The sequence below is a fragment of the Dactylosporangium sp. NBC_01737 genome, from assembly GCF_035963215.1.
GTDB lineage: Bacteria > Actinomycetota > Actinomycetes > Mycobacteriales > Micromonosporaceae > Dactylosporangium.
The window spans coordinates 8,383,493-8,410,058 of record NZ_CP109153.1 but is presented as its reverse complement, the minus strand read 5'-3'; the positions used below and the strand labels follow the sequence as shown (position 1 = coordinate 8,410,058).

23 protein-coding genes are annotated in these 26,566 nt (G+C 72.9%); 11 read left to right on the top strand and 12 right to left on the bottom strand.

The genetic code is table 11. The annotated features are described in order from the left end of the window. Window positions 1–9: 9 nt before the first annotated feature. Together OHA72_RS38025 and OHA72_RS38020 are read right to left on the bottom strand one after the other, a co-directional pair. Complete coding sequence (locus tag OHA72_RS38025) at window positions 10–585, bottom strand: RNA polymerase sigma factor (protein WP_327000903.1); 576 nt, start codon at window positions 583–585, stop codon at window positions 10–12. 47 nt (window positions 586–632) lie between these two features. Continuing rightward, complete coding sequence (locus OHA72_RS38020; RefSeq protein WP_327000902.1) at window positions 633–2,009, bottom strand: S8 family peptidase; 1,377 nt, start codon at window positions 2,007–2,009, stop codon at window positions 633–635. A gap of 98 nt (window positions 2,010–2,107) precedes the next feature. Here OHA72_RS38020 and OHA72_RS38015 point away from each other — a divergent pair, with 98 nt between their 5' ends. The 4 genes from OHA72_RS38015 (at window position 2,108) to OHA72_RS38000 (ending at window position 5,631) form a co-directional block, all read left to right on the top strand. Further along, the gene (locus OHA72_RS38015; RefSeq protein ID WP_327000901.1) at window positions 2,108–3,298 is read left to right on the top strand and encodes a tetratricopeptide repeat protein; all 1,191 of its coding nucleotides are present in this window, start codon (window positions 2,108–2,110) and stop codon (window positions 3,296–3,298) included. A 392-nt stretch (window positions 3,299–3,690) separates the two neighbouring features. Next, window positions 3,691–4,743 (top strand): CHAT domain-containing protein, encoded by a 1,053-nt coding sequence (locus OHA72_RS38010; RefSeq protein WP_327011744.1) that lies wholly within the window; start codon window positions 3,691–3,693, stop codon window positions 4,741–4,743. Window positions 4,744–4,786: 43 nt separating this feature from the next. Continuing rightward, window positions 4,787–5,308 carry a DUF6232 family protein gene (locus OHA72_RS38005; RefSeq protein WP_327000900.1) on the top strand — a complete coding sequence of 174 codons (522 nt, stop codon included), beginning with the start codon at window positions 4,787–4,789 and terminating at the stop codon, window positions 5,306–5,308. Further along, window positions 5,308–5,631, top strand: a complete 324-nt coding sequence (locus tag OHA72_RS38000; protein ID WP_327000899.1) for a hypothetical protein — start codon at window positions 5,308–5,310, stop codon at window positions 5,629–5,631. The genes OHA72_RS38005 and OHA72_RS38000 overlap by 1 nt, the downstream gene beginning before the upstream one ends. 17 nt (window positions 5,632–5,648) lie before the next feature. Here OHA72_RS38000 and OHA72_RS37995 read toward each other — a convergent pair whose 3' ends face one another. The 5 genes from OHA72_RS37995 to OHA72_RS37975 form a co-directional block, all read right to left on the bottom strand. Then, window positions 5,649–6,035 carry a hypothetical protein gene (locus OHA72_RS37995; RefSeq protein ID WP_327000898.1) on the bottom strand — a complete coding sequence of 129 codons (387 nt, stop codon included), beginning with the start codon at window positions 6,033–6,035 and terminating at the stop codon, window positions 5,649–5,651. 129 nt (window positions 6,036–6,164) lie between these two features. Next, window positions 6,165–9,167 carry a hypothetical protein gene (locus tag OHA72_RS37990; protein WP_327000897.1) on the bottom strand — a complete coding sequence of 1,001 codons (3,003 nt, stop codon included), beginning with the start codon at window positions 9,165–9,167 and terminating at the stop codon, window positions 6,165–6,167. Next, the gene (locus tag OHA72_RS37985) at window positions 9,164–10,777 is read right to left on the bottom strand and encodes an ATP-binding protein (RefSeq protein WP_327000896.1); all 1,614 of its coding nucleotides are present in this window, start codon (window positions 10,775–10,777) and stop codon (window positions 9,164–9,166) included. The genes OHA72_RS37990 and OHA72_RS37985 overlap by 4 nt, the downstream gene beginning before the upstream one ends. Further along, entirely contained in the window at window positions 10,770–12,143 is a 1,374-nt protein-coding gene (locus OHA72_RS37980) for an esterase/lipase family protein (RefSeq protein ID WP_327000895.1), read from the bottom strand. Before OHA72_RS37980 ends, OHA72_RS37985 begins: the two co-directional genes overlap by 8 nt. A 102-nt stretch (window positions 12,144–12,245) precedes the next feature. Then, window positions 12,246–12,857 (bottom strand): TetR/AcrR family transcriptional regulator, encoded by a 612-nt coding sequence (locus tag OHA72_RS37975; RefSeq protein WP_327000894.1) that lies wholly within the window; start codon window positions 12,855–12,857, stop codon window positions 12,246–12,248. A gap of 124 nt (window positions 12,858–12,981) precedes the next feature. Between OHA72_RS37975 and OHA72_RS37970 the strand changes: the two genes are divergently transcribed. Together OHA72_RS37970 and OHA72_RS37965 are read left to right on the top strand one after the other, a co-directional pair. Continuing rightward, window positions 12,982–13,668 (top strand): SDR family NAD(P)-dependent oxidoreductase, encoded by a 687-nt coding sequence (locus tag OHA72_RS37970; RefSeq protein ID WP_327000893.1) that lies wholly within the window; start codon window positions 12,982–12,984, stop codon window positions 13,666–13,668. Between the two features lie 522 nt (window positions 13,669–14,190). Further along, on the top strand, window positions 14,191–14,958 hold the full coding sequence (locus tag OHA72_RS37965) for an IclR family transcriptional regulator (protein ID WP_327000892.1): 768 nt from the start codon (window positions 14,191–14,193) through the stop codon (window positions 14,956–14,958). A gap of 52 nt (window positions 14,959–15,010) precedes the next feature. Here the strand turns inward: OHA72_RS37965 and OHA72_RS37960 are convergent, their stop codons facing one another. Further along, complete coding sequence (locus OHA72_RS37960) at window positions 15,011–15,994, bottom strand: hypothetical protein (RefSeq protein WP_327000891.1); 984 nt, start codon at window positions 15,992–15,994, stop codon at window positions 15,011–15,013. A gap of 229 nt (window positions 15,995–16,223) precedes the next feature. Between OHA72_RS37960 and OHA72_RS37955 the strand changes: the two genes are divergently transcribed. Then, the gene (locus tag OHA72_RS37955) at window positions 16,224–17,177 is read left to right on the top strand and encodes a LacI family DNA-binding transcriptional regulator (RefSeq protein WP_327000890.1); all 954 of its coding nucleotides are present in this window, start codon (window positions 16,224–16,226) and stop codon (window positions 17,175–17,177) included. 63 nt (window positions 17,178–17,240) lie between these two features. On the opposite strand, the gene bglS is transcribed toward OHA72_RS37955, so the two are convergent. Beyond that, window positions 17,241–17,957, bottom strand: a complete 717-nt coding sequence (bglS, locus tag OHA72_RS37950; protein ID WP_327000889.1) for a beta-glucanase — start codon at window positions 17,955–17,957, stop codon at window positions 17,241–17,243. A 423-nt stretch (window positions 17,958–18,380) separates the two neighbouring features. Here bglS and OHA72_RS37945 point away from each other — a divergent pair, with 423 nt between their 5' ends. Together OHA72_RS37945 and OHA72_RS37940 are read left to right on the top strand one after the other, a co-directional pair. Then, entirely contained in the window at window positions 18,381–19,430 is a 1,050-nt protein-coding gene (locus tag OHA72_RS37945) for a glycoside hydrolase family 26 protein (protein WP_327000888.1), read from the top strand. Window positions 19,431–19,529: 99 nt separating this feature from the next. After that, on the top strand, window positions 19,530–20,462 hold the full coding sequence (locus OHA72_RS37940; protein ID WP_327000887.1) for an exopolyphosphatase: 933 nt from the start codon (window positions 19,530–19,532) through the stop codon (window positions 20,460–20,462). 54 nt (window positions 20,463–20,516) lie between these two features. Here OHA72_RS37940 and OHA72_RS37935 read toward each other — a convergent pair whose 3' ends face one another. Beyond that, window positions 20,517–21,509, bottom strand: a complete 993-nt coding sequence (locus OHA72_RS37935) for a LacI family DNA-binding transcriptional regulator (protein ID WP_327000886.1) — start codon at window positions 21,507–21,509, stop codon at window positions 20,517–20,519. A gap of 258 nt (window positions 21,510–21,767) precedes the next feature. Between OHA72_RS37935 and OHA72_RS37930 the strand changes: the two genes are divergently transcribed. Next, the gene (locus OHA72_RS37930) at window positions 21,768–24,773 is read left to right on the top strand and encodes a TIM-barrel domain-containing protein (protein ID WP_327000885.1); all 3,006 of its coding nucleotides are present in this window, start codon (window positions 21,768–21,770) and stop codon (window positions 24,771–24,773) included. 50 nt (window positions 24,774–24,823) lie between these two features. After that, the gene (locus tag OHA72_RS37925; protein ID WP_327000884.1) at window positions 24,824–25,414 is read left to right on the top strand and encodes an HD domain-containing protein; all 591 of its coding nucleotides are present in this window, start codon (window positions 24,824–24,826) and stop codon (window positions 25,412–25,414) included. Here OHA72_RS37925 and OHA72_RS37920 read toward each other — a convergent pair. After that, entirely contained in the window at window positions 25,383–25,526 is a 144-nt protein-coding gene (locus OHA72_RS37920) for a hypothetical protein (RefSeq protein WP_327000883.1), read from the bottom strand. The two genes, OHA72_RS37925 and OHA72_RS37920, sit on opposite strands and share 32 nt — an antisense overlap. A gap of 281 nt (window positions 25,527–25,807) precedes the next feature. Further along, the gene (locus tag OHA72_RS37915) at window positions 25,808–26,272 is read right to left on the bottom strand and encodes a hypothetical protein (RefSeq protein WP_327000882.1); all 465 of its coding nucleotides are present in this window, start codon (window positions 26,270–26,272) and stop codon (window positions 25,808–25,810) included. Window positions 26,273–26,566: the final 294 nt, after the last annotated feature.

Genomic DNA, 26,566 nt, shown 5'->3' with positions numbered 1-26,566 from the left:
GCCGGTTCCTTACGGGTGCGACGGCTCGACGAGCAGCCCGCGGAGCCGCTCGAGGCAGCGGGCCCGGTTCGGGCCGATGCTGCCGATCGGGATGCCCAGCATCTCGCCGATGTCCGAGTAGCTCTGCCGGGGCCCCACGACCAGCAGCCGCAGCAGCTGCTGGCAGCGCTCCGGCAGCTGCTGGAACGCTGCCCACACCCGCCGGATGTGCTGCTCGTCGGTGGCGGCCTGCTCGGCGTCGAGGACCGCCAGCTCCGGCGAGCCGTTGTCGGTGGCGCGGTCGAGCACCATCGCGTCGCTGGTGACGGTGAGGCGCCGGCCGGCCCGGATCAGCATCAGTGACTCGTTGCGGGCGGTCGTCGCCAGCCACGCGCCGACCCGCTCCGGTTGCTTGAGCCGGTCGATGTGCTCGGTGAGGCGCAGCCAGGTGATCTGGTACACCTCTTCGGCGTCGGCCTTGTCGAGCTGATGGGAACGGGCGACCGACCAGACGAGACGGCCGAAGCGCTGCACGAGTGCGGCCCAGGCGGTGCTGTCGCCCTCGGCGGCAGCACGCGCCAACGCACCGGTGTCGTCATCGTCCACAGCCGCCCGCCCCTGTCGTCGACCTGACGGACCGCCGGGGCCGGCCGTCACGCCGGCGGGCGGTCCTCCTCGCACAGTACCGGCAGGGGCAAGCCGTCAGCGTCATCTCGGATCGTGTGAACCCGGCTGCTGAGCAGATACTGTGCGGCCTGCCGGGACGTGCGCGGCCGGCCGTCCAGGTTCATGCAGCGTGCGATGCGACCGGCCACGATCGGGGTGGCGAACGAGGTGCCGCTCCAACGCGCGAAGCCGTCGAACTCCACCCGGTCGCCCTGGGCGCCGGCGGTCACGCAGGTGCAGTCGCGGTAGAGCGGGTGGTAGCCCACGTGGTACCGGCAGTCGCGCGTGTTGTTGTGCGCGTTGGTGTACGTGCCCCACGTGAACGTGTTGACCAGGCGCTCCCCCTCGGCGTACACGCTGACCCAGTCGCCGCAGTTGCTGAAGCAGGCGCGGCCCACGCCATCCTCGCGCAACGCGCCGACGGCGACGATCGCCCTCGACTCGGCGTAGCGCGGGGCCAGCGCGGCGGGCCAGAAGGGCTGCCTGGGCTCGCCGTCGTTGCCGGCCGCTGCGACCAGGACCGTCTCCGTGTGCTTCTCGAGCTGGCGGATGAACTCCTCCAGGCCGCGCAGCGGCTGGTCGTCCTCGGTGGGCGCACCGGCCGACAGGCTGATGATGTCCGGCCAGCGACCGGTCTCCCCGTCGCTGGACTGCCACACCGCGAGGGCCTCCAGCAGCCGCTCGCCCAGGTGGAACTCGCTGATGCTGCCCGCGTGCTGCAGTTCCTCCGACACGGTCAGGCGGACGCCCGGAGCGATGTTCTTCAGGACGCCGGCGATGAACGTGCCGTGCCCGTAGTACTGCGTCACGACGCCTTCCGGCACCGGGGACCGCAGTCCCCCTTTGACGTCGCTGATCGTGGGGTGCTTCTGATAGTCGGGCACCAGGCCGGTGTCCACGACCAGCACGTCGACACCGCGGCCGGCGTGCTCGTCCGGGTGTCGTGGCGGCGTCAGCAGCGGGGGCGGCGGCGGGTCCGGCGGATACGCCGACCGGCGGGGCGGACGCGGCGGCAGGGTCGGCTCGTCCGCCGGGCAGCTGTTGACCGGCGTGATCGTCACCATGTAGTTCGGGTGCGCCGCGGCGAGCCGGCGGACCGCCGACGGGACGTCCTCGGCGACCGGCAGCCGCACGAGTCCGTGCGCCCGCTGGGGCGCCTCGTCGCTGCGGACGGCGATCTGCTGCCGGACCGCCTCCTCGTCGTCCTCGCGGACCAGGACGTAGCGGTCCTCCGCCAGGTAGCGGGGCGTGAGCGACGGGTCGGTCCCGGTGCCCGGCGGGCCGACCGCGACGGTGAAGTGCTCGCGGATGCCGTCGACCTGTTCCCAGAACCTCTGCTGCGGATCGTGCAGTGGACGTACCATCACTGTCCTTCCTCGGACGGGAAACGCGACTCCATCGTTGCGATGGTTCAGATGTCCGTCTGATACATGTGCGGCGCTAATAGCCATAGCATCGGCAGATGGCCGGTGGCATCAGACACGCGTCGGATGTCGACGGCGGCCCGGCCAGGCTGCTGCCGATGGTCTTCGCCCGGCCCCGGGAGGCCCTCGCGGGGGCGCACCGCGTCCTGGCCGCCGATCCGTCGCCGCACGACGCCTCCATCGCCCAGCAGGTGATCGGGCTGGTCGAGCGCGACTTCGGCGACGCCTCGGCCGCGGTCGGCCGGCTGCAGACCGCCGTCCGGCTGGCCCGCCGGTCCGGGTCGGCGGCCCGGGAGGCCGACGCCCTGGCCGCGTTCGGCGTGGCGCTGCTGCACGCCGGGCGGACCCGCGCCGGGCTGGCCACCCTCGACCGGGCCGTGCGGCTGGCCGGCGGCGCGGACGCGGCGCGGGTGCGCTTCCGGCGGGCGCGGGCACTGTGGGTGCTGGGCCGGCACGCCGCCGCCCTCGACGACCTGCGCCTGGCACTGCCGGTGCTGCGCCGCACCGGCGACAGGATCTGGACGGCCCGCGCGCTGACGTTGCGGGCGCTGATCTGCCTGGCGCAGGGCTCCGTCGCCGGCGCCGAGGACGACCTGCGCGAGGCGGAGCGGCTCTTCGCCACCACCGACCAGGAGCACGACGTCGCCGTGGCCGTCCACAACCGCGGCCTGGTCGCGTTCCGCGCCGGTGACCTCCCGGCGGCCCTGACGCACCTGGACGACGCCGCCCGGCAGTACCGGCGGCTCGGCACGCCCGCACCCGACCTGAACATCGACCGCTGTGCCGTGCTGCTCACCGCCGGGCTGTCCCGGGATGCGCTCGACGTGGCCGACGCCGGGGTCCGCGACCTGGAGTCCCTGCGCGGGCAGGCGACCCGCAAGGCCGAGCTGCTCCTGGCCGCGGGCCGGGCGGCGCTGGCCGCCGGGGACCGGCCACCGCGGAGGCCCGCGCCGCGGCGGCTGGGCGGCTCTTCGCCGCGCAACACCGGGGCTGGTGGGCCGCGCACTGCCGGCTGGTGCTGCTGCAGAGCCGCCTGCGCGCAGGGGCGGTGTCGCCGCAGTTCATCCGGCAGGCGGCGGCGCTCGCGCGGCGGCTCGAGCTCGGCTCACCCGAGTCGGCGCAGGCGCACCTGCTCGCCGGGCGGGCTGCGGTCGCGCTCGGGCGGCACGCCGACGCCGACCGGCACCTCACCGTGGCCGCCCGGGCCCGCACGCACGGCCCGGCACTGACCCGGGCGACCGGCTGGCTCGCCGAGGCGCTGCGCTGGCAGGCCGCCGGTGACCCGGAGCGGACGCTGCGGGCGTGCGGGCGCGGGTTCGACGTCCTGCAGCGCCACCAGGTCACCCTGGGCGACTCCGAGCTGCGTGCCCAGTCCACCGCCCGCGGCACCGAGCTGGCCGCCGTGGCCCTGCACACCTGCCTGGGCACCGGACGGCCACGGCAGCTGCTGGTCTGGTGCGAGCGCTGGCGGGCGATCGCGCTCGCGGTCCCCCCGGCGCGACCCGGGCCGGACCGGGCGCTGCGCACCGAGCTCGTGCGGTACCGCGAAATCACCAGCCAGCTGGCGGAGGCCCGCACCGCGGGGCGGGCCGCGCCGCACCTGCAGCGCGCGCAGCACACCATGGAGGGGCGCATCCGCGCGCGGGCGATGCGGCTGCCCGGCGGCACGTCGGTCGGCGCCGCCCACCGCCCCCTGGCCGTGCCGGCGCTGTTCGACGCGCTGGGCCCGGGCCAGCTCGTCGAGCTGGTCGACGTCGACGGCCGGCTGCACGTGCTGCTGTGCGACGGCGGACGGGTCCGCCGCTACCCGGCCGGGCACACCGCCGAACTCGCCGCCGAGCTCGAGTTCACCCGCGCCGGCCTGCGGCGGCTCGCGTTCGGCACGGGCAACCGGCTGCTGGAGACCATGGCCGCCCTCGAGGTCAGCGGCCGCCGGCTGGAGGAGCTCCTGCTCGGCCCAGCGGCGGCGCGGCTGCGCGACGGCCCGGTCGTCGTCGTGCCGCCCGCCTGGCTGCAGTCGATGCCGTGGGCGCTGCTGCCGGCGCTGCGGCCGCTGGCGCTGAGCGTCGCCCCGTCAGCCCGGGCCTGGCTGCGGGCCCGGACCATGCCCGAACCCCCGCGGCGCGACGTGGTGCTGGTGTCGGGGCCGGGCCTCACCGCCGGCCCCGACGAGGTGAAGGCGCTCGCGAAGCTGTACGAGCAGCCGACGGTCCTGGACCGGGGCGCGGCCACCGCCGTGCGCGTGCTGGACGCGCTGGACGGCAGCTGGCTGGCGCACATCACCGCCCACGGCACGTTCCGGGCCGACAGCCCGCTGTTCTCGGCGCTGCACATGCACGACGGCCCGGTGACGGTCCACGACTTCGAGCGGCTGCAGACCGCGCCGTACCGGCTGGTGCTGTCCAGCTGCGACTCCGCGCGGCTGGCCCCGTCCGGCGCCGACGAGCTGATGGGCCTCGCCGCGGCGCTGCTGCCACTGGGCACCGTCGCGATGGTGGCGAGCGTGGTACCGGTGAACGACACCGCGACCGCAAGCCTCATGCAGACCCTCCACCGCGGGCTGCGCCGCGGCCTCACGATGGCCGAGGCGCTGCGCACGATGCGCGCCGAGGCGGCCGGCGACCCGCTCGCCAACGCGACCGCCTGCTCGTTCACCGCGATCGGCGCCGGCTGAACCGCCGCATGTATCAGGCGGGAGGCCGGCGCATCGGTCCTGCATGAGGACCGAAACGATCGATGTAGGCGTCCGCCACCGCGTCCTGTGGATCGGCACTGAAGCCTATCCGCTGCAGAACATCGCCCGCGTCTCGACCGCCGGCGTCGTGTTCCGCAAGGGCGCCGCAGTCGGCAGGTTCATCGGCATCACCGTGTTCTGGATCGTCCTGGGCGTCATCGCGCTCGTCGCGCTGTTCGTCGCGGACGTCCTGCAGACCGACGAGCAGACCGACACCGCGATCAAGGTGGTCGGCGGGATCGCCGGGCTGCTGATCCTGATCCAGTTCGTCCGCCTGCTGTCGGTGCTGAGCAGACGCAAGCTGTGGGCCCTGGTCATCGAGACCGCGGGCACGTCGCACCGGGCGGTGATCAGCCCCGACAGGAACCTGGTGAACACGCTGGTCCGCGAGATCGTCGCGGCCATCAACGACCCGACCGCGACCTTCTCCCACACCATCAACAACATCGTCACGGGCGACCAGTACAACCAGTACGCCCCGAACACCACCGGAAGGGTGGGCTGATGACCAGCTACGTCGGCGGCGACCAGTACAACCAGTACGGCGAGCACAGCGTCGGCCGCATCCAGAACTACGGCCCGGCCGACCCGGCGCGGGCGTACCAGGACCTGATCCAGGCCGTGCAGGCGCTCCGGGCGCAGGTGCCGCCGGCCGACCGGCTGCTCGTCGACGAGCAGCTGCGCGTCATCAACGCCGGCCCCGACCAGGACCCGGGCACGCTGCGCCGCGCGCTCGGCGCCGTCGCCGGCGTCGCCACGGTCGTCGGCCAGGTCGGCGTGCCGGTCGTCCAGGCGGTCCGCCAGGTGATGTCCGCGCTCGGCATGTGAGCACCCCGGCGCCGCAGTCACCTGCCGGTCAGGAGTGCGCGGAGCCACGGCAGCAGGTGCTCGCGGACCGCATCGTTGTCCAGGTCGGTGCCGTAGTCGGTGATGTTCACGGTGGCATCGGCCAGTCCGGTGGCCGACACCGTCGTGAGGAACCGCTCGTCGCTGAACCAGGGCGCCGCGGCCCAGGCGGTGCCGGGGCGGTATCCGGTCACCGAACCCAGGCGTCGCGCGGCCTGGTCCATGTCCCCGTCGAGGAAGCACAGGTACGAGCCGGCCACGAACTGCCAGAGGCCGGTCGGCGCGGCGACGGCGTCCGCCACCTCCATGGGCGACTGCCGGCGCAGGTCGGCGATCACCTCGTAGGGTTCCGGGGCGGCCGGCTCATCCGCGATCGCTCTGGCCACGTACGCCAAGGCCTCGGCGGGCGAGCCACCGCAGTGAGCCATGACGCGGGCGATCGACAGTGACGCGGACTTCGACACGGTCAGGCACGCAACCCGACACCGGCCCGCCGTTGCCCGGCGACGGCGGGGTCAGTCGGCGGCGGTCAGCAGCTGGGGGACGTCCAGGGCCAGCAGGCCTGCGGCGGACCCGCCGTACAGGACGCCGTCGTGGGCGGCCAGGCTGGTGAGCCGGAAGTCCAGTGGCAGGGCCAGGACCAGGTCGGCGGTGCGCGGGTGCCAGAGCCGCACCACCCCGTCGTCGCCGCTGCTGGCCAGCAGGGGGCCCGGTGAGGCCGGGAGGTCGACAGTCGTGAGTGCGCGGACGGGGCCCTCGTGGGCTGGGATCGGGTCGCCCAGCGGTGCGCCGGTGCCCGGCTCCCACAGCCGGATCGTGCCGTCGTCGCCGCCGCTGACGAAGCAGGCCGTGCCGTCCGGGCCGGGGTGCACGGTGAGTGCCCGCACGGGGCCGGCGTGTCCGGTCGCCCGTCCGGTCGGCAGGCCGGTGGCGGGGTTCCAGAATCGCACGATCGCGTCGTCGCCGGCGCTGGCACCGAACGAGCGTCCGGGTCCCGGCGACACCGCGGCGACCGCACGGACCGCCCCGCGGTGCCGCACCCTGGCCGCGAACGCCCGCCGCAACCGGCCGTCGGGCGTGACCCGCCACAGGTGGACCGAGCGGCCGCCGCCGACGACCAGCCGCAGCTCGCCGCCCGGCAGGGTCACGCTCGTCATCGCCGTGACCGGCGCCTTGGCCGAGATCCGGGCGACGAACATGCGGTTGATGTTCATCGCCCGGTCCGACGGCACGCGGGCGATGCGGCACAGCTGCCGGGCCGCGCTCAGCGGTGTGCCGCGGGCCGGATCCCAGAGGCGGATGGTGCGGCCGCTGCCGGTGGCCAGGGCGGCCCGGCCGTCGGGCAGCGGCACGGCGGTGACCGCCATCAAATCGGTGAACCACTTCGTCGCGCCGTGGCCCAGCGGGGGCGGCTGGGACTCCAGGGGCGCTGCGACCGCGACGCCCCTGGCGGCGTCCCACACGTGCGCGGTCTCCGCGCGGGAGCCGGTGGCCAGCAGCGTCGAGCCGGCCGCGGCGAGGACCGCGATCGAGGTGACCCCCAGGGCGTGCAGGTCGTAGCCGTCGACCGGGGCTGCGCCCGCTTCGGTGGTGTAGGAATCGCCGGTGTCGGCGTGCGGTTCCCAGAGCCGCACGGCGCCGTCCTCGGCGGCGGAGGCCAGCAGCACCCGCCCGCCGGCGAGGGGCACCGCCGCCAGCGCCTGCACGTCGCCGGTGTGGCCGACGAACGGGTCGGCGAGCCGCCGCGCGGTGCCGGAGCCGGAGCCGGGCTCCGGCAGTTCCCACATGGTGACCGTCGTGTCGGCCGTGGCGACCAGGAGGCTCCCGTCCGGCTGGGGCACGACCGCGAACCGGCGGGGCTTGGCGAACAGGTCGCCCATCGTGCACACCTGCTCGTCGCCACCCGCCGGGTCGAACAGGGTGATCCGCGGCTCGTAGTACGCGCTGAACGTGGCGAACACGACGCCGCCGCCCGGCAGCGGCACGGTGGCGACCGCATCCGGATGGGGCAGGGCGAGCAGTTCCGGCTCCGGCTCGGCGAGCCCCGGCCCGATGTCCCAGACCTGCAGGGTGCGGGAACCGATGAAGTCGGCCTTGCGAGGCCCGGCGCAGCAGGCCAGCTGGACGGTGCCGCCCGGGCGGGGCACCGCGGCGAGGGACCACACCGGCCGGCGCTTGCCGGGGTCCTCGGCCGTGACGGCGGGCTCGGCCAGTTCCTGGCCGTCGGCCGGGTCCCACAGCCGCACCGTCCCGTCGTCGCCGCCGCTGGCCAGCACCGCGACGTCCTCGGACAGCGCGGCGGCCGCCAACGCGAGGACCGGCCCGGCGTGACCGGTCAGCGGATGGCCCGCCGCCGCGCCCGTCACCGGATCCCACAACCGCACCGTGCCGTCGTCGCCGCCGCTGGCCAGCAGCGTCCGCCCGTCCGGCAGGGCGACCGCGGTCAGGGCGAGGACCGGCCCGGCGTGACCGGTCAGCGGGTCGCCCACCGCGGCGCCGGCCTCCGGATCCCACAGCCGCACCGTCGCGTCGTCGCCGCCGCTGGCCAGCAGCGTCCGCCCGCCGGGCAGGGCGACCGCGGTCAGGGCCCGCACGGCGCCGGCGTGACCGGTCAGCGCGACGTGCGGGGTGTGCCGGCGGACCCTCGCCCACCGCAGCGCTCCGTGCTGCGGCCCGGCCTCCGGGACCTGCACGATCACCCGCGCGGCGGGCCCGCGGATCGGGCGGTCGTAGCCGATGAACGTGCCGCCGTATGCGGTCCACTCCAACTCGATGTGGTCGTCGGTCTTGCCCACCCAGCCGACGGAGCCGAGCGCGCCGGGCCGGCGGGTGTACCAGTCGATCGCGGCGGCGGCGAGGTCGTACTTCAGGTCGTGGACGGCCGGGGCGCCGTCGAGCCGGGCGCCGGCCAGCTCACGGACGGGGGTCCGCAGGTGCGGCGGGAGGCCGGTCAGGACGTGCCGGGCGAAGACGACGGCGGCGACCTCGGTGGACAGCCGGGCCGGGCCGGCGGCACGCCCGGCCGCGGCGGCGACCGCCCCGGGGTCCAGGTGGTCCAGGACGTCCGAGCGGGCGAGGTCCTGCCACGCGGCCGCCGCGGCGGCGTGCTCGGCGAGGTGGAACGTCACGTACGGGTTCGGTGAGGGCAGGGTGCGCTGCGCCGCGGCGATGAGCGCGCGGGTGATCAGACGTTCCCGACCGCCACGGCGGTCGGCGGCGAGGAAGTGTTCCGCGAACGTGTAATGGGCCAGCCGGTAGACACTCTGGCCGTGTTCGGCGTCGAGCATCACGTACGGGGCGCCGGCGTCGAGCAGGTCGTCGACGTCGCGTTCCGTCACGGCGACGCCGTCGTTGAGCGCGGTCGCGGCGCTCACCAGGATCCGGTCGGCCCGCGGCAGCCCGCGGCCCCGTGCGTGGGCGAGCGCCTCCAGCAGCGGCCGGCTGCTCGGCCGCCGTTCGGTGAGCCGGGCGACGGCCGCGGCGTACAGGCCCTGCGGGTCGGCGGGGAGGCGGTTCACGCGTCGTCCCACCGCAGCAGCGCCGGGTTCTGGATTGCCTCGTGGACCGCCAGCCGCGCGTACAGGAACTCCTGTCCCTGCTGCTGCACGGCCGCGGCGAAGGCGTCGATCGCCGCGTCGTCGGCGGCGAGCAGGTCGGCGGCCCGGGCCGCGTGCAGGCGCAGCCGGACGTACTCGTGGATGGCCGCCGGATCGCGTTCGACGGTCAGGACGGCCGCGTCCTGGGCGCCGAGCGCCTCAAGGAGGTCGACCGCCGCCCGGCCGGGGGACGTTGCGGTGGCGCGGGTGCCGAGCACCACCCGGACCCCGTGCACGGCGGCGAGGCGCCGCAGCACGGCACCGGCGAGGGGGGCGGGGTCGTGTGCCTCGTCGAGCGCGTCGGCGAGGATCAGCAACGGCCTCCCCCTGGACGAGAGGGCGCTCAGCAGCCACTCCACGTCGCGGCTCACGGTGCCGCCCGCCGGGGGTTCGCCGAGCCCTGCCGCCGCCGCGACGCCGCGCACGGCCTGGCCCGTGTCCATGCCCGCGAGGTGGATCGCCGCGTCGAAGCGCAGGTCGTCGGGGAACTCACCGGCGGACAGCGGGGCGAGGCGGCCGGTGCGCACCAGGAGCTCCCGCAGCTGCCGGGAGGCGTGCACCAGCACGTGACCGAGCAGCGCCGACTTGCCGGAGCCGGGTGGGCCGGTGACGATCAGCAGCCCGGTGCGGCGCACGTGCAGCCAGGCCGCGATCGCCCGGCGTTCGGCGTCCCGGCCGACGAAGTACCAGGGCGGGTCGCCGTATTCGAGGTGGTCGGCGCCCTGCGCCTTGGGCAGGAAGTGGGCGCGCTCGTCCGGCGACAGCGTGGCCGCGACGTCGCGCAGCTCGGCGTACGTGCTCATCGACGCGGCCATCGACGTCTCCAGCAGGCGCGGTCGCAGCAGCCGGGTGAGCCGGTGCGGCTTGATGCGGTGCACGGTGCCGGTCAGCAGCCGGTCCTCCACCTGGTCGAGGAGGTCCACCAGGCCGATCGTGTCGTCGCCGTCGTGGTACGTGGCGAGCGCGGCGTCCAGCGCCTGGCGGAACTCGCCCAGGTTGCCGGCGCCGTCGTCCGCGCCGACCCCGATCACGACGAACCGGCGCGGTGGCTGTACCCCCCGCAGCAGCACCGACTGGAGCAGGTTGACGAAGCGCTCCGCTCCGCACGCCTCGATGACGACGATCGTCCAGGCGTCGTCGTCCCCGGCGCGACGCCGCCACTCCGCGGTGATGAACCCGGCCAGGTGCTCCGGCAGGACCCCGCCGGCCTCCATGACGACCGGCGTCTCATGGCTGGCGAGCCACGCGCCGTCGGGGTTGGCCTGGCCGTGCCCGACCCAGAACAGCACCGAGCTGCGGGGCCGCCCCGGCTGTGCCCAGGTCAGGAGCCGCCCGTCGACGACGGTGCGGGTGCGCGGCTGCCCGTCCGGGATCGCCCACCGCTGCGCCCGCCCGCCCAGGGCCGTGAACAGGTCCGCGACGTGCGCGGCCTCGGTGTCGGCGTCCAGGCTCGGATGCCACTGGTAGTCGCCGATCGGGACGCAGACGACGTCGAACCCGCCGCCGGCCGCGTCCGGGAGTTCCTCACTCATGCGCGAGCACCAGTTCGCTGACCGCCGACAGCCCGCCGGCCTTCACCTCGACCCGGTACAGGCCGGGCCGGCGGGGCGTGAAGTCGGCGGCCAGTCCGTCGCCGGAGCGGCGCAGCAGCGGCCGGGCGACCGGGCGGCCGTCGGCGGCGTCGGTCACCTGACAGGTGACGGCGGCCGGGTCGTCGCAGCCGCCGACCGTGACGGCGCAGGGTTCGCCGGGCGCGACGAGGTCCGGTACGTCCAGTCCCAGCTCGACGATTCCCGCCAGCCACGGCCCCTTCTCGATGTCGGTGACCACCGCGCAGGCGTGCGCGATGCCCTCCGCCCGCGCGGCCAGCGCGCCGTGCCGTTGCGGCAGGTGCAGCGGTTGCGTGCCGGGCAGGCCCGCCGCTTCCCGGTACACGGTGCCGTCGCCGCGCCGGTCGACCCGCCGGATGCCGCCGTCCGCGTCCGGCAGGCAGGTGTACGCACGGGCCTGCGCGGTCCCGTCGCGCAGGATCAGCGACTGGACGGTGTCCTGCTCGACGCCGACCAGCGGCCGGACCGTGCCGGCGGCGATCGTGGCGGCCGCCCGCAGCAGGCGCTCCCGGCGGTCGAACGACGCGGTCGCGAGGTCGCTGTCGCCGCCGAGCGCCGTCAGGTCCGGTGCGGTGAGGCGCCGCGCCGACGTGCCCTCGTCCACGCACCGGTAGGACGGCAGCAGGTCGTACAGGCCCGGCAGGGTGACCGCGAGGGCCCGCAGCCGTTGCCTCGGCAGCGGCAACGGCGCACCGCTGCCGCTGCTCAGCAGTTGCACCGCCTTCGCGGCGCCGTGGAACGGCGTGCCGAGCGTCACCAGCGCCCGCACGACCTGCGCCCCGCCGAGCACCGCGGTGAAGTAGCCGGCGACCAGCCCGCCCATGGAGTGCGCGACGAGGACCAGCCGGGCGTCGCGATGCCCGCGCGGATGGGCCCGCCAGTGCGCGAGGTGTCGCTCGGCGACGCCGGCGAGCAGGTGCGCGTTGTGTTCGATCGACAGCCGCCAGTCGTACGGGAAGTCCAGCACCGCCGCCGGGTCGCTCGTCACCCGCTGGACCTGCCTGCTCATCGCGGTGTACGGCTCGAATCCGCGCAGCACCGGCGCGAACGCGGGGAAGCTCAGCAGCCGCCGCGCCGTGATCCGCCCGGTGACGCCGTCGCGTTCCTCATCCGTGACGGCGAGCGTGGCCAGCGACCCGCCGGTGGTCCAGGCCCGCGCGTACCAGCCCGCGTCGGCGACGCCCCACAGCGTCCGCCCGGTCGCGGTCTCGACCAGCTCGCTGCCCATGACCCCGGGGATGACGATGACGGCGTCGCGGCCGACCGACGGATCCGCACCGACTCCCACGCGCACTCCCCATGTCGTCGTACCCGCCGCGAGTGTTATCGGCGACAGTACGGGGGTACGGCACGCACAGCCAGTGACCGTTCGCCCGTGTCCTGACGGCCGTCAGGACCGGGGCGCGGCGACGGACCGCAGGGCGATGTCGACGGAGGCCTGGAGGTCTTCGCGGCGCGCGCCGGCCGCGGCGTGCACGGCGTGTCCTTCGCTGAGCGCCATCACGAACCGGGCCAGCGTCCTGGCATCCATGCCGGGCGGGAGGTCTCCCTCCTGCGCCGCGCGGGACAGCCGCTCCTCGAGGACGGCCTCAGTGGCGGCGCGGCCGGCGGCCAGGATCTCCGCGATGCGGGCGTTCTCCGGCGAGCAGGCCAGGCCGCCCTGGACGGACAGGCAGCCCGGCGGGTGATCGCCGGCGGTGAGACCGTCGGCGCTGGAGCGCAGGAAGGCTTCGATCGCGGCGTACGCGGTGGGTTGTTCGAGCGCGGCGCGGGCCACGGCCACCTGCCGCTCGTGGTAGCGGGCGAAGACGCGCTCGAACAGCTGCTGCTTGCTGCCGAACGTGGCGTACAGGCTGGGCCGGTTGATGCCCATCGCGCCGGTGAGGACGGTCATCGACGCGCCCTCGTAGCCGTGCCGCCAGAAGACCTCGGCGGCCCGGTCGAGGACGGTCTCCTCGTCGAAGGCCCGCGGCCGTCCGATGGCAGGCGTCTCAGTCCGCATGCACCCATCGTACCGCTCGGTACAAATGGTGACCCAGCTCACCGATCGAACGGTACAAAACTTGGCTACGGTTGCCTGACAACCGAACGGTACAAAAGAAACGGCCGCCTACGGAGGGCAACGCATGACCGTCACACTGATCACCGGCGCGAACAAGGGCATCGGCTTCGAGACCGCCAAGCAGCTCACCGAGCTGGGCCACACCGTCTACATCGGCGCCCGCGACGTCGAGCGGGGCGAGAAGGCCGCAGCGGCGCTGGGGGCGCGGTTCGTGCAGCTCGACGTGACCGACGACGCGTCGGTCAGCGACGCACTGGCGGCCGTCGACGCGGCCGAGGGCCGGCTCGACGTCCTGGTGCACAACGCGGGCATCCTCGCCGACGGCGTCGTCGACGGACCGGCGGCGCTGCGGGCGTTCGACACCAATGCGGTGGGGATCGTCCGGGTCACGGAGGCGGCACTGCCCCTGCTGCGGAAGTCCTCGAACCCGACGGTGGTCACCGTTTCCAGCAGCATGGGATCGTTCTGGGCGGTGACCAACCCCGACCGGCCGGAGTTCGCGATGCCGCTCGCGCTGTACGCGGCGTCCAAGTCGGCGGCGACCATGCTCACCGTCCAGTACGCCAAGTCCCAGCCCGGCATCAAGTTCAACGCCCTCGAACCCGGCACCACCGCCACCGACATGACCGCCGCCTTCGGGGTCGGACGACCGGTGCAGGACAGCGCCAGGACCGTCGTGCGCCTGGCCACGCTCGGCGCGGACGGCCCGACCGGGACCTTCCAGGACGAGCTCGGGGAACTGCACTGGTAGATCGGACACGACCTGGTGACACCCGCCGAACCGGTCGACGACCGCCGCGAGTTCCTCGTCCGGACGCTGCACCTGAGCTGAAGCGTTCCGGGCCGACCCGCGCGCCGCGAAGCCGATCCAGGACATCTACAGCGAGTACGTCCTGGGCCTCAACGGCAGCAGGGTCGGCCAGTTCTATCCCCTGACCGGGCCATCCACCACCGGCGGCACCAAGGCCGCGACGGGCCCGGAGCTGACCGTCGACGACACCACCATCATCGGCACGGCCGGATGGGACTACGTGGATCAGCTCTGGGCGTACGCCAACGCGGCGGACTACCGGCGGACGCCGGCAACCATCCGGACGTAGCAGACGCCGGACACGGATCCCGATCCGGTAGCGGATACGGTCGCCACGGCGGCCGGATCCGCTGCCGGCCGCCCGCTCCCGCCCGGGGCGACGGCCGGGCGAAGCATTATCCTGCCGAACTATCGCCGCGTCGAAATCTCGGACACGGTTCGGTACCTCGAAAGGATCTGCACATGCCCCGCGTGGTGCCGGCCGTGATCCGCACACTCGACATCCTCGAACTCTTCCTGGACCGCCCCCGGTTGTCGGCCCGCGACATCACCGAGCAGCTCGGCCTGCCCCGCACCACCGTGCACGAGCTGCTCGTCACGCTCGTCGCCCGCTCGTACCTGATCTCCGTGCCCGGCCAGCCGGTCCAGTTCCGGCTCGGCATGCCGGTGTTCCAGCTCGGTGCCGCGTTCGCCGGTCAGCTGGACCTGGCGCGCGAGGCGCAGGAGGTGGCGCAGGACGTCGCCGCCGCCTGCAACGAGGCCGTCCACGTCGCCGTGCTCAACGGCACCGACGTGATCTACCTGGTGAAGGTCGACAGCACGCACCCGGTCCGGATGGTGTCCGCGGTCGGCCGGCGGCTGCCCGCGCACTGCACCGCCGTCGGCAAGATGCTGCTGTCGAGCCTCGACCCGGCCGAGCTCGACGCGCTCCTGCCGGACGGGGAACTGCCGGGCATGACGCCGGACAGCATCACCGACCCGGTGCGGTTGCGCGCCGAACTCGACGGCGTGCGCGCCGCGGGCGTGGCGGTCGACAACGGCGAGTCCGACAGCGCGGTCCGCTGCGTCGGGGCGCCGATCCGCGACCACACCGGCAGGACGATCGCCGCGATGAGCGTCTCCGCGCCGATCATCCGCTGGACGCCCGCGGCGCACCCGGAGTGGACCCGCCTGGTCCGCAAGGGTGCCGCCGCCCTGTCGGCCCGGCTGGGGTACCGGACACCGAGCTGACCGCCAGCTCGGCGCAACGCTTCCTCACCGACGGCCTCACCGCCGGTCCCGCTCAGCCCGCCCACTTCCAGACGGCATGGAAACCCTCGCTCTGCTCCATCCAGAAGTAGCCGTACGCCGCGGTGCTGCCCAGGTACGGGCCGATCTCGCGGAGCAGCACCTTCGTGCCGGCCGGGTCACGGCCGGCCAGGAAGTTGGCCAGTGCCAGCCAGTGCCGCAGCGTGACGCCCCGGCCGACCATGCGGGGCGTCCCGGCCGCGCACCACTTCATGGCGCAGTCGTTGACCTCCCGGTACACCTCCGGCCGGCGGAAGTACGCCATCTTCGCCGGCAGCGACTGCGACCTGCTCTCGAACCCGAACTCCCGCAACGCGTACTCGAAGTGCGCCAGCAACGGCAGCATCACCACCGACGACCCGGCCGGCGCCGCGGCCGCGGGTCCCCGGGCCGCGGCGAACATCTCCTCGTGCGAGCCGTACCACTTCTCGCACAGAAAGCTCACCGCCGTGAGGTGCGCCTCGAAGTTGAACGGGTCCCGCCGCACCGCCTCCCCCACCGCCTGCAGGAACTCGCCGCGCTGCCGGCGCCCGTCGGCGAACATCGTGTTCATCCGCGTCGCCCACGGGTACGGGTCCTCGGGGTTGAGCGCCACCGCCCGCCGGCTCGCCTCGGCCGCCAGCGCCGACAGCCGGTGAAACTCCCTGAACTGCTCCTGGCTCGTGTGGCGCGCGGACTTCGCGCCCCGCGCCTCGCCCGCCTGGTCGGCCAGGGCGTCGGCGCGCAGGATCGCGACCGCCGGGTCACCCGGCACGGCACTGTCCCACAGGTCCAGCCACAACGGTGACCACGCCGCCGCGGCCCCCAGCACCGACAGCCGCCGCCCCCGCAGCTCCCAGTCCCGCCCGGTGCGCCCGAGCAGGTCCCGCGCCGCCGTCCAGTCACCCTCGACCACCCGGTCCCGCGCCGCGCGCAGCTCCAGGTCGGCCTGCCCGAGGTCGGTGTCCAGCACGGGCGGCTGGCGGAAGAGTCCGAACATCCGCAGATCATAGGAGCGCCACCGCCCGCCCCGCCGCCCCGGCGACGCGACGTTCCCTGACCAGCCACGACGCGGCTTTACACGGCCGAGCACGGTTCCCTACGATGGCGGGAGGCCATGTCGGCAGGCGCTCCACCCTGGTGATCGGCTCGAGCGGAGGGGACCACGAATGCCGTCACCGGCGCCGTCTCGACCCCCGACACTCGACGAGGTCGCCGAGCGTGCGCGGGTGTCCCGCACCGTCGCCTCCCGGGTGATCAACAACGGCCCCAACGTGAGCCGCGCCAAGCGCGACGCGGTCGAGAAGGCGATCCGGGAGCTCGGGTTCACCCCTAATCGCAGCGCGCGGGCGCTGGCCACCCGTCAGACCGGTGTGGTGGTGCTGGCGGTCGCCGGCGACGGGCCCGAGGTCTTCGCGGACCCGTTCTTCGCACAGGTCATCGTCGGGGCGTCCGCCGCGCTGGAGAAGACCGACCTGCACCTCATGCTCAGCCTCGCCACGTCCGATCACGGCGAGCAGCGGCTGCGGACCTTCCTGCAGACCCGGGGAGCCGACGGGGTGATGCTGGTGACGACGCGCGGCGTCGGCCCGCTGATCGACATCGTCGCGCGATCGGGACTGCCGACGGTGTTCATCGGGCTGCCGGCGCACGGGACGCCACCGTTCTACATCGACGTCGACAACGCCGGCGGGTCACGGACGGCGACCGAGCACCTCATCGGCGCCGGCCGTCGCCGCATCGCCATGATCACCGGGCCGCTCGACACCGCCGTCGGCCGGGAACGCCATCGCGGCTATGTCGAGGCGTTGCGACTGGCCGGGCTCGAACCGTGCGCCACCGAGCCGGGCGACTTCATGGAGCCGAGCGGCGCCGCGGCCATGCGCGCGCTGCTCAGCGCGCAACCGGACCTCGACGCCGTGGTCGTCGCCAATGACAACATGGCGGCCGGGGCCTTGCGGGTGTTGCGCGACGCCGGCCGCACGGTGCCCGGCGACGTGGCCCTGGTGGGCTTCGACGATCTGCCCATCGCGACGCACACCGACCCGAAGCTCACCACCATCCACCAGCCGGTGCAGGCGTTGGGCCGCGAGGCCGCCCGCATGCTGGTCGAGCTGCTGGACGGCGCGCAACCGGCGTCGTCCGTCCTGCCGACGAAGATCGTCGTGCGGGAGTCGGCCTGACGGCACGCGGGCGTGGCGACCGGCTTGCTGCCGGCCGCCACGGTGGGCGCCGCTGAGGGACGTTCAGTACCTGATGTACCTGACCCGGTCGTAGGTGGCGGTCAGTTTGGTGCCGGGGTAGGTGAACGGTTGCAGCCAGCCGTCGACGCCGATGCCGGGCCAGAGGTTCATCATGACGCGTTGCGGGTGGGTCGGCAGCGGCCCGCGGGAGCCGGTCTCCTGGTGGACGAGCGCCCCGTCGACGAACCAGTTGATGGTGCCGCCGTTCCACCACTCGAAGGCGTAGGTGTGGTAGCCGGCCGAGGCGTCGAAGCCCAGGTTGATGACGGTCTCGTGGCCGCCGGCGCCACCGGTGAAGTAGTTGGTCTGCAGCTGCGTGGTGTTCTTGCCGAGGATCTCCACGTCGATCTCGTCCCAGGGCTGCCCGTCGCTGGGACCCGTGTAGGTGAAGAACGAGGTCACGGTGCCGGGGTTCTTGACGGCCTTCAGGCGTGCCTCGAAGCGGCCGTACGAGTACAGGGCGGTGGTGCGGTACTCGCCGGAGGCGTACGGCTTGCCGGCGCAGCCGCCCGGGCAGGACGCGGTGTCCAGGTTGATGCCCATGACGCCGCCACTGAACCAGACGTGGTCGGCGCGCCAGCTGGCGTTGAACATGCTGCCGTTGCTGTAGCCGTCGGCCTTGTACCAGCGACCGGTGTCGAATCCGTCGAAGTTGTCGACGAAGGCGGCGCCGGTGGCCGCCTCCGCGCGGTGAACGCCGGTTCCGATCAGGGCGGCCACCAGGCCCAGCGTGGCGAGGACCAACACTGCCGGGCCGCGCAATCGAGTGCTCTGCACTGACGTCTCCAGTTCTTTGCGGGTGTCGCCATGCGGGGATGCTGCGTCGCGCCGCGGATGGCGAGCGGGGATGTGGCGGATCCCTGACGCGGTCCGGCCGAACTGGAAGCGCTTCCAGTCCTGGCAATCCAGCCACGTCGATGACAGAGTGTCGGACCCACAGCGGGCCTTGTCAAGGCGTAACAGCCGTTGAACAGGGACTCTACGTGCCGGCACCCCTCCCACCCCCGCCGCTTCACGTGATCGATGAAGTCAACTCTTTACGTCGAAGGCGCGGGGTGGTTACCTTGGGCTGGAAGCGCTACCAGTCTGCCGCCGCAGTCTGGGGCGCCACAGAGCGCTCTCACCAATTGCTGAGGAGGCAACATGCGGATGCGAACGCTGCTGTGCGCGGTGGTGGCCGCTGTCGCACTGGTGGTGTCCGGTGCCGCCGTCGCGGACGCCGCACCGGCCGCGGCGGGAGCCGGCCGGGACGCGTCACCGACCAGGTACCTGGGCATGTTCCGGGAAGAGGACCCCACTGCCGTCGCCGCCAGCGTCAGAAGCCTGTACGGCGTCACCCCGGCCAGCGTGATGTGGTTCGACAGCTGGGCCAGCGGACGGGCCTTCCCGGTGGACGAGGCCAGAATGCTCTGGCGGCGCGGCATCATGCCGCACTACACCTGGGAACCCTGGGACACCGCCCTCGGCCCGGACGACCCCGCCCAGATCCACCTCCAGGACGTGATCGACGGCTCCTGGGACGCCTACATCACGGCACGCGCCCGGGAGTTCGCCGCCGTGCGGCTGCCGATCCTGGTCCGCTGGGGCCACGAGTTCAACGGCAACTGGTATCCGTGGGGCATCGCCAACAACAACGCCGACCCGTCCCTGTACGTGCGCGCCTACCGGCACGTCCACGACCTCGTCGTGGCCGCCGGGGCGAGGAACGTGCAATGGGTGTGGGCCTTCAACAACGGCTCGTCACCGGATGCCGCCTACAACGACCCGGCCCGCGCCTACCCCGGCGACGGGTACGTCGACTGGGTCGGCATCGACGGCTACAACTGGGGGTTCGGCCCGTCGTGGGATCCGGCCGGTGACCACTGGACGACCTTCACCGCCACCTTCGACGCCGCATACGCCAAGGCCCGTGCCGTCGCGCCGGGTAAGCCGGTGATGATCGGCGAGTTCGCGTCCACCGAGGACGGCGGCGACAAGGCGCAGTGGCTCAAGGACATGGACACGACGCTGCGTTCGGGCGCGTACCCCGACCTCAGACTGCTCACCTACTTCGACCTGACCAAGGAGGAGGCCTGGTCGCCGAACTCCTCACCGGCCGCGCTCGCCGCCTTCAGGTCCTGGGTCCACCGGCAATACATGAACGGGCGGGGCGGGGAACTGGCCCGCATCGCCGCACACCACGCCCGTTCGTGAACCCGCGGATCGGGGCCGCCGGGCGGCGGCCCCGATCCGCTCAGGTCAGCGCCCCTGTGGCCGATCGGTGGATACGGACCTGGAGAAGGGGAGACCGCCGTGAAGTACAGGCTCGTGACGCGCAGCGACTTCGACGGTCTGGTGTGCGCCACTCTGCTCAAACACCTCGACATGATCGACGAGATCGTCTTCGTGCATCCGAAGGACATGCAGGACGGCAAGGTCGAGATCACCGAGAACGACATCATCACGAACCTGCCCTACGTCCCCGGGGCGCACATGGTGTTCGACCACCACCACTCCGAGACGATACGCGTCGGCGAGCAGCCCAACCACATCATCGACGCGGCGGCCCCGTCGGCGGCCCGCGTCATCTACAACGAGTTCGGCGGCGCCGACTTCTTCACCGACGTGCCGCTGGACCTGATGGAGGCGGTCGACAAGGCCGACTCGGCGCAGTACACCGTGGAGGAGATCCTCGACCCGACCGGCTGGGCGCTGCTGAACTTCCTGATGGACAGCCGCACCGGACTGGGCCGTTTCCGCGACTTCACCATCTCCAACTTCGAGCTGATGATGAAGCTCATCCACGCCTGCCACCAGCTGGACAGCGTCGATGAGATCCTGGCGATGACGGACGTGCGCGAGCGCTCGGACCTGTTCCACGCGCACACCGAGCCGTTCATCGACCAGCTGCGGCGGGTGAGCACCGTCCACGACGACGTCGTCGTGGTGGACCTGCGCGACGAGGACATCATCTACGCGGGCAACCGGTTCATGGTGTACGCGCTCCACCCGGAGACGCGCGTCTCGACCCACGCCCTGTGGGGCCGCGACAGGCAGAACACGGTGTTCGCGGTCGGCAAGTCCATTGTGGACCGCACGTCGCCGGTCGACATCGGCTCGATCATGCTCAGGTACGGCGGCGGCGGTCACCTCGCGGCCGGCACCTGCCAGGTGGACAACGCCGACGCCGGGCGGGTGCTCGCCGAGCTCGTCCAGACGCTGGCCCAGCCCCGCGTCCCGGCCTGAGCGCCCGCCGGCGGCGATGTCGAACCGATCGCGGCCCGATCGACTGGGCCGGGATCAGGACGGCGGCGCGGCCGGCCCGGTCGAGGCGCGCACGATCAGGCGGGTCGGCAGGGACGTGCGCGAGCCGCCCGGTCGCTCGCGTTCGTTGAGCAGGTCGGCGAGCAGGTCGATGCCCGCCCGGCCGCTCTGCTCCTTCGGCTGGCTGACGGTCGTCAGCGCCGGGCTGACGAGGGCCGAGGCCGGGATGTCGTCGAAGCCGACGATGCTGACGTCGCCGGGCACCGAGACGCCGCGGGTGCCGAACCGGCTGACGAGGCCCAGCGCGATCATGTCGTTGTAGGCGATGACCGCGGTCACGGCGGCGGCCAGGACCAGGTCGGCGACGGCGACGCCGCCCTCGAAGTCGGGTGACACGTTGCCGGCCTCGACCACCTCGAGGTCGAGGCCGGCCGCGACGGCCCGCACGGCGCGGAGCCGCTCCCGGTTCACCCATGAGGTGCGGGGGCCGGCGACGTAGGCGACGCGCCGGTGGCCGAGCGCGGCGAGGTGGGTGAGCGCCTGGCGGATGCCGTCGGCGTTGTCGAAGATGATGGACGGCAGCTGGCCGACGCGGCGGTTGAGCAGGACCACCGGCAGGTCGCCGCACACGGAGCGAAGCTCATCGTCGCCGGCACGGGGTGCGCACAGCACGAAGCCGTCGACCTGTTTGCCCAGCGTGCGGATGAGGTCGATCTCGGTGGCGGGCTCCTCGTCGGAGTCGGCCAGCAGCACCGCGAGCCCGAACTCCCGGGACCGGCGCTGGGCGGCCTTGACGATGCCGGCGAACAGCGGGTTGGCGATGTCGGGCACCAGGAATCCGATGGTGCCGGTGCGTCCAGTGCTGAGGCCTCGGGCGATCCGGTTCGGCTCGTACCCGAGCTGCGCGACGGCCCGCTCGACCCGCGAGCGGGTCCCGGCGCGCACCTGGTCGGGCGCGGCGAGCGTGCGGGACACCGACGACTGGGACACCCCGGCCAGTCGCGCGACGTCCTTGATCGTCGCCGCCATCCGCAGCTCCTCACGTGCACTGGAAGCGGTTCCAGATCTTGTCAGTTCCCGACAGTACCACGAAGCCTGTCGATGTGAAACCGGTCTATTGCAAGGTATTGACAAAACTGATTGGGGCGGACCACTGTGGGAACCGTTTCCAGGGCGCTCCAACCGCCAACCCGCCCGGAGACCCAAATCGCCGCGCGCCCTGTTGCGCATCGCACACCGCCACCAGCGCAACGGATTCGCCCGCACCTGTCGAGGAGAGTCGATGCGATGAAGAGAAGAAACGTGCTCGGGATGGCCGCCGGGCTGTCGATCGGGGCCGTCGCCGCCGCGCCGTCCCGGGCCGTCGCGGCCGTCGGCGAACAGCTGGGCAACTACGCCTCACACGTGACCGACGCCCGCAGCATCACCGTCACCAGCACCACTGGCCAGCGCCTGCGGATCACCGCGTACGGCAACCAGATCGTCCGGGTCCGCGCGATCCGCGGCGGCGAGACGTTCTTCGCCGACACCCGCTACGAGATGGTCGTACCCGCCAACCACGCGGGCATGGGCGGCGGCCTCACAGTCACCAACGACAGCACCGCACTGACGATCGTCACCGGCGCCGCGGACGGCATCCGGATCGTGCTGCAGAAGAACCCGCTGCGGCTGGAGTTCTACCACCGCGGCACCGGTGCCCTGCTCGCGAAGGAGGACGCGACCCGCAGCATCACCTGGGGCGGCACCAACAACAGCGTCATCACCGAGGCCTTCGTCCCGCCGCCCGCCGACGAACACTTCGTCAAGGCGGGGCACGGGCTGTACGGACGCTCGCCGAGGGTCGACCGCACCGGTGACGTCGTGTCGCACAACTACGGCACCGTCCGCAGCGACCAGGCACCCGCGATCGTGCCGCTGTTCCTGTCCACCAAGGGCTACGGCGTCTTCTTCAACACGACCTTCGACACGACGTTCTCCTTCGCCAGCGGCACCGCCAGGGACTACGCGTTCTCCGCGGACGACCACGGCACCGCCGGCGTCCGGCCGCAGATGGACTACTTCCTCATCAACGGCCCGCAGTTCGCGAAGCTCCTCGACCGGTACACCCAGCTGACGGGCCGCCCGCGCCTGCCGCAGCTCGCCATCTTCGGCCTGCACATGTCCGACAAGAGCTTCCCCGACGTCAGCGACCAGAACTGGTGGCGGGCGAAGATCACGGCGCATCGCAACGCCGGGTTCCCGTTCGACCATCACGTCAACGACAACCGCTGGCGGTCCGGCACCGGCGCGTGGGGCGGGTCGTGGTTCGAGTTCAGCTCCGTGCGGTGGCCCGACCCGGCCGGCTACCAGGCGTGGGCCGCGGACAACGGCGTGACGATGACCCTGGATTACAACCGCAACAACTCCAACCTGATGGCCGGCTGGGTGGGCGGGCCGCCGCCCGGCTACAGCTTCAAGGCCGCCGACCTCACCGGTGTCGCGGACAGCGGCTCGGTGCCCGACTGGACCAACCCCGCCACCCGCGCCTGGGTGTGGAGCGTCTTCTGGTCCAAGGCCCTCAACCCGGCGCTGCACTATCCCGGCGACGGGCTGTGGCTCGACGAGACCGACGAACTGGGCCCCATCCCGTTCAACGCCGACAGCGCCGGCGGCAAGAAGTGGTCGGAGCTGCGCAACGCGTACTTCTTCTATCTGCACAAGGGCGTCGGCGAGGAGGGCTGGGACCCGCAGACGGCCGGGCACATCGGCGCCGCCAAGCGCCCGTGGACCTGGAGCCGCGGCGCGTCGGCCGGGCAGCAGCGCTACGGTCACTACTGGACCGGCGACATCGCCTCCACCTACGACGAGATGCGCCAGCAGATCAGGGGCATGCTGGTCGGCGGGCTGGGCGGCTTCCCGTATTCCAACATCGACGGCGGAGGCTTCCACGGCGGCGCGGGCGGCCTGATCCCCGAGCCGTTCTACCGCAACTGGGCGGCGGCCTGGTCGAGCCTGTCGCCGATCTGGCGGCCGCACAGCGGGGCCAGCACCACCTCCCAGGGCGCGGTCGCCTCCCGCTGGCCCCTCGACCAGAGCGCGGTCATCCAGACCGACTTCCGCAAGTACGGCGAGCTGCGGTACACGCTCCTGCCGTACATCTACAGCCTCGCCCACGAGGCCGCGGCCACCGGCATGCCGATGGCCCGGGCCATGGTCATCGACTATCAGAACCGACCGGCCGCCTACACCCACGACCTGCAGTACCTGTGGGGACCGTCGCTGCTCGTCGCGCCCGTGACCCAGGACGGCGGGGCGACCCAGAACGTCTGGCTGCCCGCCGGCGACACCTGGTACAACTTCTGGGCCGACATCAAGCACGTGGGCACCGACGCCGTCGACCTGCCCTACGTCACCTACACCGGCGAGATCATCCTGTTCGTGAAAGCGGGCGCGATCCTGCCCAGGTACCAGTACGCGCAGAGCACGGCCTACCTGAACAAGCGGCAGCTGGAGATGGAGGTCTACGCCGGCGCCGACGGCAGCTTCGACCTCGTGGAGGACGACGGCATCACCGAGTCCTACCGGGTCGCGGGCGCCAGGAGCATCACCGCACTGACCTGGAACGACGCCGCGACCAGAACCACCATCGCCCACCCGCAGGGCACCTACGCCGGCGCACCCGCCGCGCGCCGGTACATCGTCCGCGTCCACGGGCTCACCGCGCCCGTCGGCATGCGGGTCAACGGCGGCGGCACCCTGCCCGCCTACACCAGCGAGGCGACCGCCGTCACCAGCGGCGGCGGCACCGTCTGGGACGCCGCCAGGAAGGTCCTGTCGGTCGTCACCCCGTCCATCCCCACCGTCGCCGGCGGCGGCGTGGCCGCCACGGTCGAGCCGAGCGGATCGCCCTTCCCCGCCGCCACCGGCGGCACCGCCTACCAGGCGGAGCGGGCGGTGCTCAGCGGCGCCGTCATCGACACGCGCCACCCGGACTACACCGGCACGGGCTTCGTCGACTTCGCCGACACCGCGGCCAGCGGCGCCTACATCCAGTGGACCGTCAACGTCCCCGCCGCGGGCACCAGGACACTGACGTTCCGGTACGCCAACGGCGGCGGCGCCAACCGCCCCCTCGCCATCTCGGTCAACGGCGGCACCGTCAACGGCGCCCTGGCGTTCAACCCGACCGGCTCCTGGGACACCTGGAGCACCACCTCGTTCACCGCCTCCCTGCCCGCCGGCAGCCAGGTCGCGATCCGAGCGACCACCACCGGCTCCAACGGGGCGAACATCGACAGCCTCACCGTCACCTGACGGCGCTGCCACCACCGCGTCACCGCGCGGTGGTGGCAGCATGTGACGGTATGTGGGTGCCGTCCGACGATGAGATCCGTGCGTTGCACGAGCGGCACGCGCCGAGCCGGGAAGCGTTCGACCTGGTGTACACGCACTGCCGGATCGTGTGGCGGATCGCGGAGCAGCTCCTGGCCCGGCCCGGCGGTCCGGCCGTCGACGCCCGTCTGGTGCGGGCCGGGTGCCTGCTGCACGACATCGGCGTGTACCGGCTGTACGACGCGGCCGGCGCGCTCGACCACGCCGGCTACATCCGGCACGGCGTCCTCGGGCACGAGCTGCTGCGCGAGGCGGGGCTGCCGGAGGCGGTGTGCCGGTTCTGCTCCTGCCACACCGGGGTCGGGGTCACCCGCGAGGACGTGGTCCGCCAGGGGCTGCCGATCCCGCCGGGCGACTACGTCGCCGAGACCGAGGAGGAGCGGCTCGTCATGCACGCCGACAAGTTCCACAGCAAGAGCAGCCCGCCGAGGTTCGTGACCGCGGCCGAGTACACGCGGGCGGTGCGCCGGTTCGGCGAGGACAAGGCGGCGCTGTTCACGTCGATGGTGCGGCGGTACGGCGAGCCGGACCTCACGACGGGACGGCTGCAACGCGCAGGGTAGCGGAGGACGACGGTACCGGCAGCGGGAACGCCAGCATCGCCTCGTCGACGAGCGCGTGCAGCGCCGCGGCGTACGGATGCGCACCGCCGAGCGCGTGCAACGCCCCGTGCACCTCGGCACGTGGTGGGAGTAGAACCGCCCCAGGGTGCGGATCGCGGTCTCCCGCAGGACGACACCGCCGACGAGCAGCGCCGCCGACGCCCAGAACCAGGAGGGGCGCTCCCCCGGCACCTCGACGCGTCCTGCCGAGGAAAGGAGCCGTTGATGGTCACCGATTCGACAATGGTTCGCATCGACGCAGAGCAAGGGACCCGCTGCATGTCGGCTCTTCGAAGCTCAGCGGGTTGAGGTGTCGGCGGGCGCGTCGGGTGGTGGTGCATCGGGCCCGTGCCGTCACTCCCCGAGATCGATCTGCAGCCGTTGGGCGAGCTCGCGATGGGCGTGCGCGATCGCGTCGATGAACAGGGCCAGCGCCTCGTCCGCCCGGACCGGTTCGGCCAGCAGGATCTCGTAGAACTCCCGATCCGGATGCTGCGCCCAGACGACGCCGGGTCGGGCTTCGAGTGCGGCAACCATCAGGTCCTCGTCGACCACGTCCGGCCCGGTGTCGATGACCGGCTTGATTTCGTCGTCGATGCCCAGCGCCCAGGTCAACCCATCGCGGGTCGAGATCCCCATGTACTCCAGCAACTGCTCCTGCGTCAGCGCCAGCTCCGGGCTCCCGGGCTCAACGACGAGGTCGGCGAACCGCTGCGGCGTCCGGGCCAGCGCTGCAGCCACGACGGGCCGGCCGGTGAGGGTCGATGGGCGGTAGTCGTCCCAGCCTCCCCCCGAACTGCTCGGGGGAACGCCGGGCACGGAGTATCGGTAACGTCGCCACCATGCCACGTGCCCTACTGTCGGGCACCCGGGAACGCAAGAGCAAGCTTGTCAGCGGGCCTTGGCGGCGGCCGACCTGCTCACCGATGACCGGGTGACGCAGGCCGGAGTGCCGTTGCCGGCGGCCGGGCCGTATCCGACGCTCTGGAACGGCTCACACGGCACCTGAGGACCTGAGCGCCCGGTCCGGTTGTCCGGCGGTACGAACCGGCGCCGGCTGAGTTGTCGCAGCATACGAACATCGCCGAAAGGGGGCGTCCTAGGGTTTGCCGC

Bases quoted from the DNA above. Each gene is read 5' to 3' on its own strand.
- OHA72_RS38020 (WP_327000902.1), bottom strand. From the start codon at position 2,009: ATGGTACGTCCACTGCACGATCCGCAGCAGAGGTTCTGGGAACAGGTC.
- OHA72_RS38015 (WP_327000901.1), top strand. From the start codon at position 2,108: ATGGCCGGTGGCATCAGACACGCGTCGGATGTCGACGGCGGCCCGGCC.
- OHA72_RS38010 (WP_327011744.1), top strand. From the start codon at position 3,691: ATGGAGGGGCGCATCCGCGCGCGGGCGATGCGGCTGCCCGGCGGCACG.
- OHA72_RS38005 (WP_327000900.1), top strand. From the start codon at position 4,787: ATGAGGACCGAAACGATCGATGTAGGCGTCCGCCACCGCGTCCTGTGG.
- OHA72_RS38000 (WP_327000899.1), top strand. From the start codon at position 5,308: ATGACCAGCTACGTCGGCGGCGACCAGTACAACCAGTACGGCGAGCAC.
- OHA72_RS37985 (WP_327000896.1), bottom strand. From the start codon at position 10,777: ATGAGTGAGGAACTCCCGGACGCGGCCGGCGGCGGGTTCGACGTCGTC.
- OHA72_RS37975 (WP_327000894.1), bottom strand. From the start codon at position 12,857: ATGCGGACTGAGACGCCTGCCATCGGACGGCCGCGGGCCTTCGACGAG.
- OHA72_RS37970 (WP_327000893.1), top strand. From the start codon at position 12,982: ATGACCGTCACACTGATCACCGGCGCGAACAAGGGCATCGGCTTCGAG.
- OHA72_RS37965 (WP_327000892.1), top strand. From the start codon at position 14,191: ATGCCCCGCGTGGTGCCGGCCGTGATCCGCACACTCGACATCCTCGAA.
- OHA72_RS37960 (WP_327000891.1), bottom strand. From the start codon at position 15,994: ATGTTCGGACTCTTCCGCCAGCCGCCCGTGCTGGACACCGACCTCGGG.
- OHA72_RS37945 (WP_327000888.1), top strand. From the start codon at position 18,381: ATGCGGATGCGAACGCTGCTGTGCGCGGTGGTGGCCGCTGTCGCACTG.
- OHA72_RS37935 (WP_327000886.1), bottom strand. From the start codon at position 21,509: ATGGCGGCGACGATCAAGGACGTCGCGCGACTGGCCGGGGTGTCCCAG.
- OHA72_RS37930 (WP_327000885.1), top strand. From the start codon at position 21,768: ATGAAGAGAAGAAACGTGCTCGGGATGGCCGCCGGGCTGTCGATCGGG.
- OHA72_RS37925 (WP_327000884.1), top strand. From the start codon at position 24,824: ATGTGGGTGCCGTCCGACGATGAGATCCGTGCGTTGCACGAGCGGCAC.